13 protein-coding genes are annotated in these 15,236 nt (G+C 70.8%); 7 read left to right on the top strand and 6 right to left on the bottom strand.

What is annotated here, in order from left to right:
- Positions 1 to 25 precede the first annotated feature (25 nt).
- The gene (locus tag BW39_RS05155; protein WP_043820340.1) at positions 26 to 988 is read right to left on the bottom strand and encodes a helix-turn-helix transcriptional regulator; all 963 of its coding nucleotides are present in this window, start codon (positions 986 to 988) and stop codon (positions 26 to 28) included.
- A 130-nt stretch (positions 989 to 1,118) separates the two neighbouring features.
- Here BW39_RS05155 and BW39_RS05160 point away from each other — a divergent pair, with 130 nt between their 5' ends.
- The 3 genes from BW39_RS05160 to BW39_RS05170 are packed head-to-tail and all read left to right on the top strand — an operon-like array spanning position 1,119 to position 5,457.
- Positions 1,119 to 3,113: a TonB-dependent receptor gene (locus BW39_RS05160; RefSeq protein ID WP_043820342.1), complete on the top strand. Its 1,995-nt coding sequence runs from the start codon at positions 1,119 to 1,121 to the stop codon at positions 3,111 to 3,113.
- Positions 3,114 to 3,139: 26 nt separating this feature from the next.
- Positions 3,140 to 4,219, top strand: a complete 1,080-nt coding sequence (locus BW39_RS05165) for a class I SAM-dependent methyltransferase (RefSeq protein ID WP_043820345.1) — start codon at positions 3,140 to 3,142, stop codon at positions 4,217 to 4,219.
- Positions 4,216 to 5,457, top strand: a complete 1,242-nt coding sequence (locus BW39_RS05170) for an MFS transporter (protein ID WP_043820348.1) — start codon at positions 4,216 to 4,218, stop codon at positions 5,455 to 5,457. Before BW39_RS05165 ends, BW39_RS05170 begins: the two co-directional genes overlap by 4 nt.
- Before the next feature lie 4 nt (positions 5,458 to 5,461).
- Here BW39_RS05170 and BW39_RS05175 read toward each other — a convergent pair whose 3' ends face one another.
- Entirely contained in the window at positions 5,462 to 6,133 is a 672-nt protein-coding gene (locus BW39_RS05175) for a response regulator (protein ID WP_012203037.1), read from the bottom strand.
- Positions 6,134 to 6,161: 28 nt separating this feature from the next.
- Complete coding sequence (locus tag BW39_RS05180; RefSeq protein WP_043820417.1) at positions 6,162 to 8,060, bottom strand: type IV pili methyl-accepting chemotaxis transducer N-terminal domain-containing protein; 1,899 nt, start codon at positions 8,058 to 8,060, stop codon at positions 6,162 to 6,164.
- 160 nt (positions 8,061 to 8,220) lie between these two features.
- Here BW39_RS05180 and BW39_RS05185 point away from each other — a divergent pair, with 160 nt between their 5' ends.
- A complete protein-coding gene (locus BW39_RS05185; RefSeq protein ID WP_043820350.1) occupies positions 8,221 to 9,096 on the top strand; it encodes a ChaN family lipoprotein in 876 nt (291 codons plus the stop codon).
- A gap of 51 nt (positions 9,097 to 9,147) precedes the next feature.
- On the opposite strand, the gene BW39_RS05190 is transcribed toward BW39_RS05185, so the two are convergent.
- Positions 9,148 to 9,405: a DUF3297 family protein gene (locus BW39_RS05190; protein WP_012203034.1), complete on the bottom strand. Its 258-nt coding sequence runs from the start codon at positions 9,403 to 9,405 to the stop codon at positions 9,148 to 9,150.
- Between the two features lie 121 nt (positions 9,406 to 9,526).
- On the opposite strand from BW39_RS05190, the gene BW39_RS05195 reads away from it, so the two are divergent.
- Positions 9,527 to 10,831, top strand: coding sequence for a DUF445 domain-containing protein (locus tag BW39_RS05195; RefSeq protein ID WP_081816128.1), 1,305 nt, complete (start codon positions 9,527 to 9,529; stop codon positions 10,829 to 10,831).
- A 166-nt stretch (positions 10,832 to 10,997) separates the two neighbouring features.
- On the opposite strand, the gene BW39_RS31480 is transcribed toward BW39_RS05195, so the two are convergent.
- Positions 10,998 to 11,165, bottom strand: coding sequence for a hypothetical protein (locus BW39_RS31480; RefSeq protein ID WP_156517036.1), 168 nt, complete (start codon positions 11,163 to 11,165; stop codon positions 10,998 to 11,000).
- Here BW39_RS31480 and BW39_RS05200 point away from each other — a divergent pair.
- The gene (locus BW39_RS05200; RefSeq protein WP_043820351.1) at positions 11,164 to 13,191 is read left to right on the top strand and encodes a ligand-gated channel protein; all 2,028 of its coding nucleotides are present in this window, start codon (positions 11,164 to 11,166) and stop codon (positions 13,189 to 13,191) included. The two genes, BW39_RS31480 and BW39_RS05200, sit on opposite strands and share 2 nt — an antisense overlap.
- 121 nt (positions 13,192 to 13,312) lie before the next feature.
- Positions 13,313 to 14,257, top strand: coding sequence for a siderophore ABC transporter substrate-binding protein (locus BW39_RS05205; protein WP_043820355.1), 945 nt, complete (start codon positions 13,313 to 13,315; stop codon positions 14,255 to 14,257).
- Here BW39_RS05205 and BW39_RS05210 read toward each other — a convergent pair.
- Positions 14,233 to 15,234, bottom strand: coding sequence for an arsenic resistance protein (locus BW39_RS05210; protein ID WP_043820356.1), 1,002 nt, complete (start codon positions 15,232 to 15,234; stop codon positions 14,233 to 14,235). The genes BW39_RS05205 and BW39_RS05210 overlap by 25 nt on opposite strands.
- Positions 15,235 to 15,236 lie beyond the last annotated feature (2 nt).

Raw genomic sequence — 15,236 nt, forward strand, 5'->3', positions numbered from 1 at the left:
CGGGGACAAAAAGGCTTGACGCAGATCAGGAGCGGCGGCCAAAAACGGACTTCGGGCTGCGCCCGTAGAACCGCGCAAATGCCGCACTGAAGTTCGACGGATGGGCATAGCCCACCTGCCAGCCGGCCTGGGCGACCTGGCAGCCGGTCTCCAGCAGCGCCCAGGCGCGGCGCATGCGCAGCTCCAGCAGCAGGGCCTGGGGCGTGGTGCCGAAGACGGCGCTAAATCCCTGCTTGAGCCGGTGCTCGCCCAGGCCCACGGCGGCGCTCAGGTAGGCCAGGGTCAGCGCGCGGTCCATCTGGGTGGACAGCAGTTCGCGCGCCTGCTCCAGCCGGGCCAGCTCGTCGGCCGACCAGCGCGGTGCCGCCTTGGCCGGCTGCGGCGCAGGCGCCAGGTGGCGCAGCTCCAGCGCGGCCAGGCTCAGCATGGCGATGTGGCGGTCCAGCGCATCGGTGGGCTGGTGTCCGGGTGGTTGGGCCAGGCGCCGCGCAAGGGCCAGACTGGCCGGCAGGCTGGCGCGGTGGTCCAAGGGCCGCACGCCGGCCGCGCCGTCCACCTGCGTCAGCCGCCGCGAAAGCTCGGCCCCCAGATAGCGGTCCAGCGCCGCGCCCGACAGCAGCAGGCGCAGCTGGCGCACGGTCTGGCCTGCCGCATAGCGGCGCTCGCCCTGGCTGCCGCGAAAGGCTGCCAGCGTGGTCTGCCCTGCGCCGAAGCGCAGCGCCGCGCCCGTGCGCGCCACAAAGCCCGATTGCCCGGCCAGCCCCAGCGTGATGACCAGGGTGCGGCCCTGGTCCGAGGCATCGGCCTGCACGCTGTCCTCCACCAGGTCGCGCAGCGGGCAGTAGTGCGAGCGCGCCAGCACGATGCCGTCACCCAGCGTGAAGCGCTCCGCATGGCAGTCGCCCAGCTCGGCGGGCAGGGCATGCCGCGTCCAGCCCGGCGCACAGGGCTGGGGCAAGGCAAGCGAGGAAGGGATGCGGGAGGTCATGTGAGAGGAATGGATGCGCGCTTCGCATAGGAAATGCTCCGGCGCGCATACGTTTTCAAATGATAGCGATTCTCATCTTCCCTAGCATCGGTCTCCAACGAGATTCCCTTTTGGAGAGGACGAGAAAACCATGGCATTCCCCCTTCGCTGGCCGGCCGCGCTGGCCCTGGCCCCCTTCACGGTGGCGGCCCAGGGCCAGGCGCCCGAAGCCGCCCTGCCCGAGATCACGGTCACGGTGAACAAGCAGGCCGAGAGCCTGGACGCCGTGCCCGCCAGCGTCTCCGTCTTCGACGGCGCGGCGCTGGAGGCGGCCGGCGTGCGCGGGCTGGACGCGCTGTCCGCCCAGGTGCCGGGCTTTGTGTTCCAGGCCTTCGGCCAGTCGGGCGTGCAGCCGCCCGTGATGCGCGGGCTGACGGCCAACTTCGTGTCGTTCTCCTCGTCCACGCTGCTGCTGGTCGATGGCGTGCCCACGCTGATGGCCCAGGGCTTCGAGCACAACCTGCAGGGCGTGGACCGCGTGGAGGTGCTGCGCGGCCCGCAATCGACCTTGTATGGACGCAATGCCGAAGCGGGCGTGGTCAGCATCGTCACGCGCCAGCCCGGCGACGCGCCGTATGCATCGATCAGCGCCGAGGCCGGCAACCACGGCCAGCGCGCGGGCAGCTTCGAGCTGGGCCGCGCCCTGGTGCCGGGCCAGCTCCATATCGGCCTGTCGGGCGAGTGGCGCGCGCAGGACGGATTCATACGCCAGCAGGCGACGGGAGCGCGCGTGGACGGCCGCGAGCGCGCCAGCGGCCGCCTGGCCCTACGCTGGACGCCCACGGCCGAGACCGAGGCCACGCTGCGCTACGCCCAGCAGCGCTGGGACGACGGCGCCGCGCAATGGGGCAGCATTGCCGCGCCACGCGCCACGGTGAACTCGGGCACGGACAGCTGGAACCGCTCGCGCGGGCAGACGCTGTCGCTCGATGTCTCGCACCGCTTTGCCTCAGGCCTGCGGCTGCGCTCCATCACCGCGCGCAATGTCTTCGACGACCGCGTGCTGCAGGACACGGACTTCCAGAGCGCCGACCTGCTCCACGTGCGGCGCGACTACCGCCTGGCCACGACCTCGCAGGAACTGCGCCTGGAGGGCGAGGCCGCAGGCCTGCGGAACGCGCGCTGGCTGGCCGGCCTGTACCTGGACCGCGACGACCATGACCTGCGCTACGAGCAAAAGCTGCCCGCCGCGCTGATGCGGCCCACGGCCGGGCTCAAGGGCAGCACGGCGGCGCTGTTCACGCACTGGACCGTCCCGCTGTCCGAGCGCTGGACGCTGGCGGCCGGCGCGCGCGTGGAGCGCAACCGCGTGGAACTGGCCCCCGTGGGCGCGGCGGCGCGCAGCGACGACTGGTCGCGCTTGAGCCCCAAGCTCTCGCTGCAATACCAGTGGTCGCCCCAGGGCCAGATCTACACCAGCCTCAGCGAGGGCTACCGCGCGGGCGGCTTCAACGTGTTCTCTCCGGCCATGGGCTATGCGGCCTACGAGCCAGAGACCGTGCGCGCCTGGGAGATCGGCGCCAAGGGCCGGCTGCTGGGGCAGCGCCTGCGCTATGCGGCCTCGGTCTACACCCAGCAGGTGCGCGACATGCAGGTGCAGCAGATGGGCCTGCCGGGCGTGGTCTACATCACCAATGCGGCGCGGGCGCGCTCCACGGGTGCGGACTTCGAGCTGGACTATGTGTTCGGCGGCGGCTGGCAATTGCAGACGGCCCTGGGCCTGAACCGCACGCGCTTCGGCACGTTCCGCGACGGCGCCGCCGTCTACGACGGCCACCGCAACCCGTTTGCGCCCGACATGACGGCCCATGTGGCCCTGCGCTACGACGCGCCCGGCCGCTGGTGGGCGCAGGCCGCCGTGCAGGGCACGGGCAAGGTCTACCTGGACGCCGCCAACGCCTACCGCCGCCCCGGCTACGGGCTGCTCAACCTGTCGGCCGGCTATGCCCAGGGGTCCGGGGAAACCGCCGCCTCCCTGCGCAAGCCCGCCAACCGCCGCTACGACGCCGTGGGCTACCTCAACGGCCAGGTCGTGGTCTACAGCCCGCCGCGCGAGTTCGGCGTGCGGCTGACCTGGCGCATGTGACTCCCTTTCGTGAAAAGGACCTTCCGATGAATACACCCCGCCGTGAATCCCCTCCCCACGCCCCCTCTCACGCCCTGCAACCGCTGTGGGACCTGGCCGCCGCCCAGATCCAGGCCGAGGCCCTGGTGCTGGCCCTCGAATCGGGGGCACTGGACCGGCTGGCCACGCCCCAGACGCCGGCCGAGCTGGCCCTGGCCCAGGGCTGGAACGAGGCCAATACCTCCCACTGGCTGGAATTGCTGTGGAGCATGGGCCTGCTGCGGCGCGGCCAGCACGAGCCCGTGAGCTACCTGCTGGCCACCGATGCGCTGCGCTACCTGCACAGCGCATCGCCGGAGTCCTGCGGCGCGGCCTGGCTGTTCCGCCTGCGCTCGCTGCGCCACTCCGCCACGCTGCTGCGCGGCCTGGTCGAGCACGGCCCTGCCGGGGACAGCTCGGCCTGCCGCGCCCCCTTGGCCACGGGCAATGCCGAAGGCTGGGCCGCCGCCGCGCGCGCCCAGATCGGCCAGGAGCAGCGCGCCGTCAGCGTGCCTGCCGCGCTGCAGGTGCTGGACCAGGTGCCCGAGGTCGCTGCCGGTGCGGGCGCCGCGCGCCGCATGCTGGACCTGGGCGGCGGCCCCGGCTGGATCGCGCTGGCCCTGCTGCGCCGGCAGCCTGCGCTGCAGGCCAGCGTTTTCGACTGGCCCGAGGCCGTGGCCGTGGCGGCGGACAACGCCCGCCAGTCCCGCCTGTCCGACCGCTTCACCGCGCTGGGCGGCAACCTGGCCACGGACGGCATAGGCAGCGGCTACGACCTGGTCTGGTGCTCGTCCGTGCTGCACTTCGTGCCCGATGCGGCAGCCGTGGTCGCCAAGGTGTTCGACGCGCTGGCGCCCGGCGGCGTCTTCGTCTGCGCCCATGCCGAGGTCGACGACACGCCCGAAGCCGCCCTGCGCACCCTGCCCTACTACCTGCCCATGCGCCTGCTGGGCCGCAGCGTGACCCGGCGCGGCGAGCTGCAGGCGCTGCTGGCGCAGGCGGGTTTCGAGCGCATCGAACGCATCGAGTCGCGCGAGTTTCCGATGGCGCCGCTGGCCGTGCTCATTGCCCGCAAGGCCGCGCCATGACGGCCGCAGCTCCCCGCCCTGTCTGGCTGCTCCAGGCACTTTTCGGCTGGCTGCACCTGGCGCTCACCGCCCCCAGCGTCTACCTCTGGCTGGGCCTGCCCCTGGTCATGCGCCAGCATGGCTGGTCGGGCACGGCCATCGGCCTGTTCCAGCTGGCGGGGCTGCCCGCGCTGATCAAGTTCGCGCTGGCCGCGCCCGTGGAAGCGCGCAGCGCGAACGGCCAGCCGCGCTACCGCGCCTGGGCGCTGGCCCTGTGCCTGGCCTATGCGGCCGTGCTGCTGGCCCTGGGCTGGCAGCAGTTGCTGGCCGAGCGCCTGTGGCTGTTCGGCCTGGCCTTCGCGGCCGCGCTGGCCGCCACCTGGGCCGACATTCCCGTCAGCGCCCTGGCCATCCGCCTGCTGCCCGCGTCCGAGCGCATGCGCGCCGGGGGCGTGCGCGCATCGGCGCTGTCGCTGGGCGCCATCGTGGGCGGCGGGATGATGCTGCTCATGCAGGCGAAATGGGGCTGGCGCGCGCCCTTCCTCTGCCTGGCCGGCACGCTGGCCCTGGGCGCCCTGCTGCTGGCCTGGGTGGTGCGTCATGAGCCCGGGGATGCGCCCTCGCCTGTGCTGCTGCCTGCGCCCAAAGCTGGACTGGCCGCCATGGTCCGCGGCTATGGCGCCCAGCCCGGCGCCTGGCGCTGGACCCTGGTGCTGGTCAGCTACTTCCCCTTCATCGGCGCGGCCTGGTTCTACCTGAAGCCGCTAATGTTGGACCATGGCTTCGCACCCGCCCAGGCCGCCCTGCTGGCCGGCATGGGCGGCGGCGTGGTGGCTGCGCTGGCGGGCGCGGCCTCGCCCCTGCTCACGCGCCGCCTGGGCACCCGGCGCGCCCTGCCCCTGTATGCGGGCTGCAATGTGGCGGCGCTGGCACTGCTGGCCGCCGTCATCGCAGCCGGCGCCCCGCCCCCGGGCCTGGTCGCGGCCGTGGCCTGCGTGGCAGCAGCCATGGGCGCCTCCTCGGCCTGCGTCTTCGGACTGATGATGCAATTCGCCCGCCCACGCTGGCAGGCCTTCGACTACGGCCTGCAGGCCAGCCTCTTCGCCGCCAGCCGCATGCTGGTGCCGCTGGCCGCCGGCGTGGCGCTGGACGCCATGGGAGCGGCAGCCATGCTCACCGGGCTGGCCGTGGCGGCCGCGCTGGCCTGGGTCTGGGCGCTGCGGTGTGCGGGGGATGGTTGGGCTTCAGCCACAGCGTAGGCCGCTAATCCCGCTGCCGCTCTGACGCATACACCGCCGCCTGCACGCGCGAGCTCAGGCCGAGCTTGCGCAGGATGTGTTGCACATGGATCTTGACCGTGGTCTCGGCAATGTCCAGCGTGCGGGCGATTTCCTTGTTGCTGGCGCCTCGGGCGATCTGGACCAGCACCTCTTCCTCGCGCGGGGACAGCGGCGAGGCCGGGGCCTCGTCCGGCTCGGGCGCCTGGGGCTCGGGCGCGCCCTGGGACTGGAAGGCGGCCACCAGCTTACCCATCATCTCGGGGCTGACCACGGGCTCGCCGCGCGCGGCGCGGCGCAGGGCCTCGGACAGCAGGTCGCCGTCGATGGTCTTGAGCAGATAGCCCTGGGCACCGTTGCGCAGCGCGGCCGCCAGGTCCTGGCCGTCCTCGCTCACGGTGAGCATGACGACGCGGCTGCCGGGCGATGCGGCCCGCAGGCCTGCGATGGCATCGACGCCCAGCACGCCGGGCAGATGGTTGTCCAGCAGGATGACCTGGGGCGCCAGCGCGGGCACCAGGCGCAGGGCCTCGCCCGCGTCGCCGGCCTCGCCGACCACGCGCAGGCCTGCGTCCTGGGCGATGAGGGCGATCAGGCCGCGGCGGAACAGCGTGTGGTCGTCGATGACGAAGACGGAGATGGGGCTGGAGAAGGACATGGGGCGGTCTTTTTCTTGCGGGAGCGTGTCACGCGTTCGAGGGGAGGGCCTGCGCTGGCGCGCCGGCCGAGGCCGACGGCGGCAGCTCGATCAGCACGCGCGTGCCCTCCCCGGGGCGGGAGTGGACATGGACCAGCGCCTGCGCCAGCAGGGCGCGCTCGCGCATGATGCCCAGGCCCACATGCAGCGAGTCCGGCGCAACGGCGGCGGGGACGAAGCCGCAGCCGTCGTCGCAGACTTCGAAGCGCCAGGGGTGGCGCCCCACGCGCAGCTCCACATGCCTGGCACCCGCGTGCTTGCGCACGTTGGACAGCGCCTCCTGCACCATGTGCAGCACCTGGATCTGCACGTCGGGCGCCAGCGGCAGGCCCTGGCCCGACATGCTCAGCGAGGTGGCAATGCCCGTCTGGTGCTCGAACTTGGACAGCGTGGCGCGCAGCGCGGCCTCGATGTCCTCGGCGCTGGTGCGCGTGCGGAAATGCACCAGCAGCTCGCGCACGTCGGCATAGCATTCGCGCACGCCCACTTCCAGCTCGCCCAGGCTGCGGTCGCGCGCCTCGTCGCGGCCCTTGGCCACGGCGTCGCGCAGCAGCTGGGTCTGTATCTTGAGAAAGGCCAGCGACTGGGCAATGGAGTCATGCAGCTCGCGCGCGATCAGGCCGCGCTCCTCGGCCACGGCGGCCTCACGCTCCAGCGCCGTGGCGCGCAGGCTTTCCATGGCACTGGCCAGGTGGCGCGCCATGGCGGACAGCAGGTCGCGCATGTCGTCCGTGAGCACCACGGTGGAGCGAAAGAACAGGTTGACCTCGCCCAGCAGGCGCTGCTGCAGTTGCACGGGGATGCTGACCACGGTCTCGAAGCCGGCCTCGCGGCAGTGCGGCAGCTGCAGGTCGCTGGCTGGCGTGATGGGGATCACGCGCAGCCGCGCCTGCTCGCGCGGCTGGCCGCACAGGCAGGCGCCCGTGTGCAGGCAGTGCTCCTGCACCGACATGGACTGGGGCAGGCCGTCGCCGGCCAGCAGCACGTAGCGCTCGTTGGCCTCGTCGGACCAGCGCACCGTGGCCGCATCGGCCTGGGCCGCCAGGCGGACCTGGCGCACAAAGCCTTCGGCCAGGGACTGCAGGCTGGCGGCCTCCGACGCCTGCACGCTGACCGCGTACAGCGCCTGCAGCTGCTGGTGCTGCACGTTGAGGCTGGCGGTCTTCTCGCGCACCTTGTCCTCCAGCTCGGCGTGCGAGCTCTGCAGCGACTGGGCCATGAGGTTGAAGCCGGCCGCCAGCTGGCCGAACTCGTCGTCCACCTCCACGCTCATGCGCGTGTCCAGGTGTCCGCGGCGCATGCGCTCCAGCGCCGAGCGCAGCTGGCCCACGGGATGCAGCACCAGCCAGTAGCTGGTGGCCATGAAGCTCACGGCCGCGATGATGGCCAGCGCCATCAGACACATCTGAAACAGGTGCAGGATGGCCGTCCAGCGCGAGAGCCGGTCCTCGATGGCCTCGACAAAGCCGTCCACCTCGCGCACGAAGGCATCGGCGCTGCCCATGATGGCCTGCGCATCGACATGGTCCTCGGCCTGCCACTGCGTGCGCAGCGCACTCCAGTCGCCGCGTATGCGCTCGTAGCGCGCGCTGACCGCATCGCTCCAGGGCACGAACAGCGGCCGCGACATGTCGCCGCTGCGAAGCAGGTCCAGGCTGGCATCGAACTGCCGTGCGCGCTCCTGCCACTGCGCTGGCGCCTCGTTCTGGCGCGCCATGGCCATGCGCACCATGCTCATGCGCAGCCGCCCGGCCTCGTTCACCGCCGCCGCACCGCCTTCCAGCTGCCAGGCCACCCACAGCGTGAAACCGATCGATGCCACGGCCGCGAGCAGGCAGGCCGCGCCCATGAGCAGCAGCTTGGTCGAAAGCGAGGGCTTGCCATGCATGGCTGCACTGTAGCCACGGCACATTTGCGCGTCTTGACCTGAATCAAGCGCCGCCCGTTTGCGCCGTGCCCCGCCCCGATTCCTAGGATCCTTTCAACTGCCCCCAATGCCCACAGGGCCTATGGGGCCCCCGCGCGAAGCCAGTGTTTAGCATGGGGCCATGCAAGTCCGCTCCCACCTCCGCCCCTTCATCCGCACCCCGCGCCTTGCCGGCCTGGCTGTGGCCGCATTGCTGGCGGCAGCCCTTGCCGGCTGCGCCAGCTCCTCCGCCCCGGCGCGGGACTGGACGCAGCAGCTGCAGCGCTGGTCCGACGCGCCCATCGTGCTGCTGGGCGAGCAGCACGATGCGGTCGCCCACCAGGCCTGGCAGCAGGCCACGGTGGAGCAGTTGGCAAAACAGGAGCGCCTGGCCGCGCTGGTGATCGAGATGGCGCCGCGCACGGGCTCCACGGCCAGCCTGGCACGCGATGCCTCCGAGGACGCGGTGCAGCAGGCCCTGCAATGGCAGGACGCGGCCTGGCCCTGGCCGCGCTACCGCGGCGTGGTCATGGCCGCCGTGCGCGCGGGCGTGCCCGTGCTGGGCGGCAACCTGCCGCGCGCCGACATGAAGCAGGCCATGCGCAACGAGAACCTGGACACCCACCTGCCGCCCGAGGGCTGGCAGCGCCAGCTCGACGCCATCCGCGAAGGCCACTGCGGCCTGCTGCCCGACACCCAGCTGGCGCCCATGGCCCGCATCCAGCTGGCCCGCGATGCCAGCATGGCCGAGGTGGCCAGGGCCGCAGTCAAGCCCGGCAAGACCGTGCTGCTGGTGGCCGGGCGCGGCCACGTGCTGCGCGGCGTGGGCATTCCCAGCTGGCTGCGCGAGGCCGCAGGCGCCAAGGTGGCCGTGGCGCAGGCGGGGGAGACATCGGTGGCGCAGGCCTCGGATGTGGATTGGCTGCAGAAGACGGATGCCCTGCCCGCCAAGGACCACTGCGCCGAGCTGCGGGAGAAGTTCAGGAATCCGCCGGCGCCGCGGGCCGATGCGGGCTGAAGCCCGCTGATTCCTGAAGAGGTTGCGGCCGGCCTTGCGACCGGCCGGAAATCAGCGGTAGAAAGCTTCCACGGCGCCCTTGAGCTTGATCAGCAGGGGCCTTCCCTTGCGGTCCACAGTCTTGCCGGCCGGCACCTTGATCCATCCCTCGCTCACGCAGTATTCCTCCACATCGAAGCGCTCGTTGCCGTTGAAGCGGATGCCGATGTCGTGCTCGAACACGGCGGCCACATGGTGCGGGCTGCGCGGGTCGATGGACAGATGGTCGGGCAGTGCGGGGCGATCGGCGGGTGCGTTGGCGTCGGTCATGGTCTTGTTCTCGCAAGAGGGTTCTGAAGAAAGCCGGTATTGTCCGCGCAATTCGCAGGCAGGCGCTGGCTGACAGGCTTTGGCGGCAGGCATCGTCATGCGGATGGCGGGCGGGCGTCGTATGCTGCGCTCCATGCTGTCGCCAGAGCAACGTCAAACACTGAAGTCGGCCAAGCGCCTGCCGCTGGCGCTGCTGCTGTTCGTGGCGCTGGGCTTCGTGGCCTCGTCCGTGGCGGCGGGGCACTGGCAGCAGGTGCCGCTGTGGCTGGCCTGCATCAAGGCTGTGACCGAGGCCTCGCTGGTCGGCGCGCTGGCCGACTGGTTTGCGGTGTCGGCGCTGTTCCGGCGCATTCCGCTGCCCCTGGTCGGGCGCCATACGGCCATCATCCCGCGCAACAAGGACCGCATCGGCGAGAACCTGGCGAATTTCGTGCGCGACAAGTTCCTGGACGGGCCTTCGCTGGTGGCGCTGATCGAGCGCCATGATCCCGCGCGCGTGCTGGCCGGCTGGCTGACCACGCCGGCCAACAGCACCCTGCTGGGGCGGCAAGTGGCGCGGCTGGCGCTGGCGGCGCTGGAGATGGTGCAGGACCGGCAGGTGGAGCGCTTTCTGACACAGGCATTCAAGGCCTTGCTGGCCCAGGTGGACCTGCCCCGCGCGGCGGCGGATCTGTTGTCGGGGCTGACCAAGGACGGCCGCCACCAGGCCGTGCTGGACGACGTGCTGGCCCGCGTCAGCGGCGTGCTGCGCGAGGCCGAGACCCATGTGCTGATCGCCCAGACCATCGTGCTGTGGCTCAAGCGCGAGCATCCGCTCAAGGAAAAGATGCTGCCCACGGACTGGCTCAGCGACAAGGGCGCCAGCGCCATTGCGGGCGCGCTCGACAGCCTGCTGCAGGACATTGCCAGCAATCCCGAGCACCACATGCGCAAGGCCTTCGACGCCTCCGTGGACCGGCTGGTCACGCGGCTGCAGTCCGACCCCGCTATGTCAGAGCGCGCCGAGCGGCTGCGCCACTACCTGCTGCACGACGAAAAGCTGGCCGGCTACCTGCGGGCGCTGTGGCTGGGCCTGCGCGCCAAGCTGCAGGCGGACCTGGCCAACGAGCATTCGCAGGTGGCGCGCAAGACCGCCGCCATGGGCCGCTGGCTGGGCCAGTCGCTGGCGCACGACGAGGCGCTGCGCAGCTCCATGAACGAGCGCCTCAAGCGCTGGGCCCAGGCGCTGGCGCCCGATGTCTCGCAGTTCCTGGCCCAGCACATCGCCGATACCGTGCGGCGCTGGGATGCGCGCGAGCTGTCCGAGCTGATCGAGCTGCACATCGGCAAGGACCTGCAGTACATCCGCATCAACGGCACCGTGGTCGGCGGTGCCGTGGGGCTGGTGCTGTTCCTGGTCTCCAATGCGGGGCGGCTGTGGTCCTGATCTTCGTATCAGGATGTTGCCTGCGGGCCACATCGGGCCAACTTTACAAAGCCGCCGTGCTCGCCGGAACGCCGTGAATCGTGCCGGGCGCTGCACGCGCCCGGGCACTGGCGGCCCTGCATGTCATTGATGAACAAGGCAACATTCAGCATCCTGAATGAATTGCTCACAGATCGGCCCGCTTGTAAAGAAAAACAGCAGCTGCGCTGCCGTCGGCCAGGCCGTTGTCGACGGGAAAATAAAATAAGAACGATTCGCACTCATCAAAAACAACAGAGCGGATGCGCACCCCGGTCGTTCGACCGTCCGTGATTCTTCTTGCGAGCTTTCCCATGCACAACTGCACAGCCCCCGCGGCGGGCCGTGGCTTTGCCCTGTCCGCCCTTTGCACCTCCCTGCGTGCTTCGTTTCCCTCCACCGTCGTTCCCCTGCGCCGCACCGCGCTGGGCGCCTGCCTGGGCCTGCTGGCCTCGGGCAGCGCGCTGGCCCAGGCAGCAGGCGGGGCGACGCTGGAAACCCTGGTCGTGACGGCCAGCGGCTTCGAGCAGGAGATCAGCCAGGCGCCGGCCTCGATCTCGGTGATCACGCGCCAGGAACTGGAGCAGGGCGCCTACCGCAACCTGCACGATGCCCTGCGCGATGTGCCCGGCGTGATCCTCACGCCCTCGGACAACAACTCCAACGACATCTCGTTGCGCGGCATGGGCGCCAACTACACCCTGATCCTGGTGGACGGCAAGCGCATGAGCACGCGCGAGACCCAGACCAACGGCAGCACGGGCACGGACCAGAGCTGGATTCCGCCGCTGGAGGCCATCGAGCGCATCGAGGTGGTGCGCGGCCCCATGTCCTCGCTGTACGGCTCGGACGCCATGGGCGGCGTGATCAACGTCATCACGCGCAAGGTGGCGAAGAACTGGCATGGCTCGGTGCGTGCCGACACCACGCTGCAGGAGCGCTCCACCTCGGGCGATGCCTACCAGACCAACTTCTACCTGTCAGGCCCGATCAAGACCGACCTGCTGGGCCTGAGCCTGTACGGCAACTACGGCAAGCGCGACCAGGACCGCATCTACCAGGGCTACAACAAGAGCGACAACCGTTCGCTGAACCTGCGCCTGGCGCTGACCCCCAGCAAGGACCACGACCTGATCGCCGAGATCGGCACTTCGCGCCAGCACTTCGTTTCGTCGCCTGGCATGACCCTGCTGCCCACCGATGCGCCCAGCGACCGCAAGTTCGAGCGCGAGAACTACTCGCTGCAGCACAAGGGCCGCTGGGGCTGGGCTTCCTCCGACACCTATCTGCAGCGCGAGGAAACGCGCAACCTGTCGCGCGACATGACCATCAGGAACACGGTGTTCAACAGCAGCTGGGTAGCGCCGCTGGGCCGCCAGCACCTGCTGACCACGGGCGTGTACTACAACCAGCAGGACCTGCGCGACACGACGACCAATACGCTGCCGGGCTCGGCGCGCACCACGGCCGATCGCACGCAGTACGCCTGGTTCGCCGAGGACGAGTGGCGCCTGCGCGAGAACTTCGCCCTGACCGGCGGCCTGCGCTACGACCACGACAGCAAGGGCGGGTCGCAATGGAGCCCGCGCCTGTATGGCGTGTGGAACCTCGACGCGCAATGGACCGTCAAGGGCGGCGTGTCCACCGGCTTTCGCGCGCCCTCGTTGCGCCAGACCCTGGGCGACTGGGGCCAGTCCAGCCGCGGCGGCAACATCTACGGCAACCCCGACCTGAAGCCCGAAACCTCGCTGAGCAAGGAACTGGGCGTGCTCTACAACAACGGCGCCGGCCTGTCGGCAGGCCTGACGGTGTTCGACAACGAGTTCAACGACAAGATCACGCGCATCGCCTGTCCCGAGTGCGGGCCGGCCAATTCCTCGGGCAACACGCCCACCACCAACGTCAATATCGACAAGGCCATCACGCGCGGCATCGAAGCCACGTTCAAGGCCCCGCTGGCGCGCACGCTGGACCTGAGCAGCAGCTACACCTTCACCAAGTCCGAGCAAAAGAGCGGCGAGTTCGCGGGGCAGCCGCTGAGCCAGCTGCCGCGCCACATGCTCAACCTGGCGCTGAACTGGAAGCCTTCGCAGCAATGGGCGGGCTGGGCCAAGCTGTCCTACCGGGGCAAGGAAAGCCAGCCCACGGGCGGCCGTTCGGCGCGCACCTGGGTGGCCGGCAGCTATGCCATGTTCGACATGGGCGGCTCCTACAACTACAGCAAGGACGTGACCTTCTACGCAGGCATCTACAACCTGTTCGACAAGGACGTGTACTACGAGGACTACGCCACGGTGCAGGACGGCCGGCGCTACTGGATCGGCATGAACGTGAAGTTCTAGGCATCCCGGCCGCAAGGGCGGCCGCTGCCCGTGGCCTGCGGATCGGGCCGCGCCGCTTCCCGGCGCGGCACCCGCCTCCGGAGGCCGGAACTCCATTCATTTTTTCCTGGGATTCTTTGCCATGACCTTCGATATCACGCGCCGCGCGGCGGCGCTGGCCCTGCCGGCATTGTTCCTGGGGACTGCGGTGGCAGCCCCGCTGTCCGTGCGGCATGCCGGGGGAATGACCAGCCTGCCCGGCGCACCCCGGCGCGCGGTGGTTTATGACCTGGGGGCGCTGGATGCACTGCATGCGCTGGGCGTGCCCGCGTCGGCGGTCGCAGGCGTGCCCCGGGCGCAGCTGCCCCGGTATCTGGACAGCTTCGCGCAGCGGCCTGCGGCGGGCGGGCTGTTCGAGCCCGACTACGAGGCGCTGAGCCGGCTGGCGCCCGACCTGATCATCGTGGGCGGGCGCTCCGCCGGCAAGGCCGAGGTGCTGGGACGCATCGCGCCCACGCTGGACCTGAGCGTCAGCGGCAAGCACATGCTGGCCGATATCGAACGCAACATCGCCACGCTGGCGCTGCTGTTCGGCCGCCAGGCGCAGGGCCGTGCGCTGGTGCAGCGCATCCAGGCCGAGCTGCAGGGCCTGCGTGTCCAGGCCTCGCAGGCCGCGCCGGGCCTGCTGCTGATGGCCGTGAACGACAAGCTCCTGCCGCAGGCGCCGGGATCGCGCTTCGGCTTTCTGTTCGATGTGTTCGGCGCGCGCTCGGCGCTATCGGCTGCGCAACTGCCAGCCCGCGGCACCGCCTACGGCTTCGATGATGTGGCGCGGCTGGACCCCGAGTGGATCTACGTCATCGACCGCAACACGGCCACGGGCCAGGCGGCAGGCGGCGGCGAGATCATGGCTTCGCGCAAGGTGTTCGACAACGCGCGGATCCACGCCACGGCGGCCGGCCGCAAGGGGCAGGTCGTCTTCCTCGATCCCAAGGGCTGGTACCTGATGGGCAGCGCCGGGCCGACGGCGCTGCTGGACAACATGGCGCAGCTGCGCCAGGCCTATGGCGCGGCGTCATCGCGTTGACCGCGGGCCAGGGCCGGCTCCCGGTCCCGGCCCCACAGCGCAATCACGCGCACATAGGCCAGCTCGGCCAGCAGCTCCACCAGCGTCTGCGTGACGATGACGGCCGGCAGCACGGGAATGGCGCCAGGCACGGCCAGGGCCAGCGGCAACACGACCAGCGAATTGCGCGTGCCCGCGCTGAACGCGACGGCGCGGCCCGAGGCTGCCGGTAGCCGGAAGGCGCGCGCCACCAGCCAGCCCAGCGCGGGCGCCGCCACCGCGAAGGCCGCGTAGACGGGCACCATGCTCCAGGCAGCCTGCGTTGCCGGGCCCAGTTGGGGCAGCACGGAGGCGATCACCACGAACAGCACCAGCGCGGTGGCCGGCACGGGCAGCAGGCCCAGCCATGCCGAGGCGCTGGCGCCGCGCCGGCTGCGGGCCGCCCACAGCTGCGTGGCAGCGGCCAGGGCCAGCGGCACGGCGATCAGCCACACGAACGCATGCAGGAAAGGCCCCGCCTGCACCAGCCGCGCCGCATCGTCTCCCAGGAACAGGCCCAGGTAGCCGGGCAGGGCCAGCATCTGCGCGATCAGCAGGGCCGGCGTGGCCGCCAGCAGCAGGCGCGCGTCGGCGCGTCCCAGGTGGGAGAAGGTGACCACGTAGTCGATGCAGGGCGCCAGCAGCACCAGCAGCGCGCCCAGGCGCAGCAGGGGGTCGGCGGGCAGGAACTGCAGCAGGGCCCAGACCAGCAGCGGCACCATGATGAAGTTGGCCACCATCAGCGCCGCCAGGAAGCGCACCTGGCCGAAGGCGCGCCGCAGCTCGGCCACGGGCACCTGCAAGAAGGTCACATAGAGCATCAGCGCCAGCGCGGGGTTGATGGCACGCTCCAGCACGCCCGTGCCGGGCAGCGCCCAGGCGGCGGCTGCGGCCAGGGCCACGGCGGCGAAGTAGATGGGGATCTGGCGCTGTTCGAGCGCGTCTCGGGTGTCTTGCATTC

This window comes from Delftia sp. RIT313 (assembly GCF_000632165.1).
In the GTDB taxonomy this organism is placed as follows: Bacteria; Pseudomonadota; Gammaproteobacteria; order Burkholderiales; family Burkholderiaceae_C; genus Comamonas; species Comamonas acidovorans.

Bases quoted from the DNA above. Each gene is read 5' to 3' on its own strand.
- BW39_RS05165 (WP_043820345.1), top strand. From the start codon at position 3,140: ATGAATACACCCCGCCGTGAATCCCCTCCCCACGCCCCCTCTCACGCC.
- BW39_RS05180 (WP_043820417.1), bottom strand. From the start codon at position 8,060: ATGCATGGCAAGCCCTCGCTTTCGACCAAGCTGCTGCTCATGGGCGCG.
- BW39_RS05210 (WP_043820356.1), bottom strand. From the start codon at position 15,234: ATGCAAGACACCCGAGACGCGCTCGAACAGCGCCAGATCCCCATCTAC.
- BW39_RS05195 (WP_081816128.1), top strand. From the start codon at position 9,527: ATGCTGCGCTCCATGCTGTCGCCAGAGCAACGTCAAACACTGAAGTCG.
- BW39_RS05190 (WP_012203034.1), bottom strand. From the start codon at position 9,405: ATGACCGACGCCAACGCACCCGCCGATCGCCCCGCACTGCCCGACCAT.
- BW39_RS31480 (WP_156517036.1), bottom strand. From the start codon at position 11,165: ATGGGAAAGCTCGCAAGAAGAATCACGGACGGTCGAACGACCGGGGTG.
- BW39_RS05160 (WP_043820342.1), top strand. From the start codon at position 1,119: ATGGCATTCCCCCTTCGCTGGCCGGCCGCGCTGGCCCTGGCCCCCTTC.
- BW39_RS05155 (WP_043820340.1), bottom strand. From the start codon at position 988: ATGACCTCCCGCATCCCTTCCTCGCTTGCCTTGCCCCAGCCCTGTGCG.
- BW39_RS05175 (WP_012203037.1), bottom strand. From the start codon at position 6,133: ATGTCCTTCTCCAGCCCCATCTCCGTCTTCGTCATCGACGACCACACG.
- BW39_RS05185 (WP_043820350.1), top strand. From the start codon at position 8,221: ATGCAAGTCCGCTCCCACCTCCGCCCCTTCATCCGCACCCCGCGCCTT.
- BW39_RS05200 (WP_043820351.1), top strand. From the start codon at position 11,164: ATGCACAACTGCACAGCCCCCGCGGCGGGCCGTGGCTTTGCCCTGTCC.
- BW39_RS05170 (WP_043820348.1), top strand. From the start codon at position 4,216: ATGACGGCCGCAGCTCCCCGCCCTGTCTGGCTGCTCCAGGCACTTTTC.
- BW39_RS05205 (WP_043820355.1), top strand. From the start codon at position 13,313: ATGACCTTCGATATCACGCGCCGCGCGGCGGCGCTGGCCCTGCCGGCA.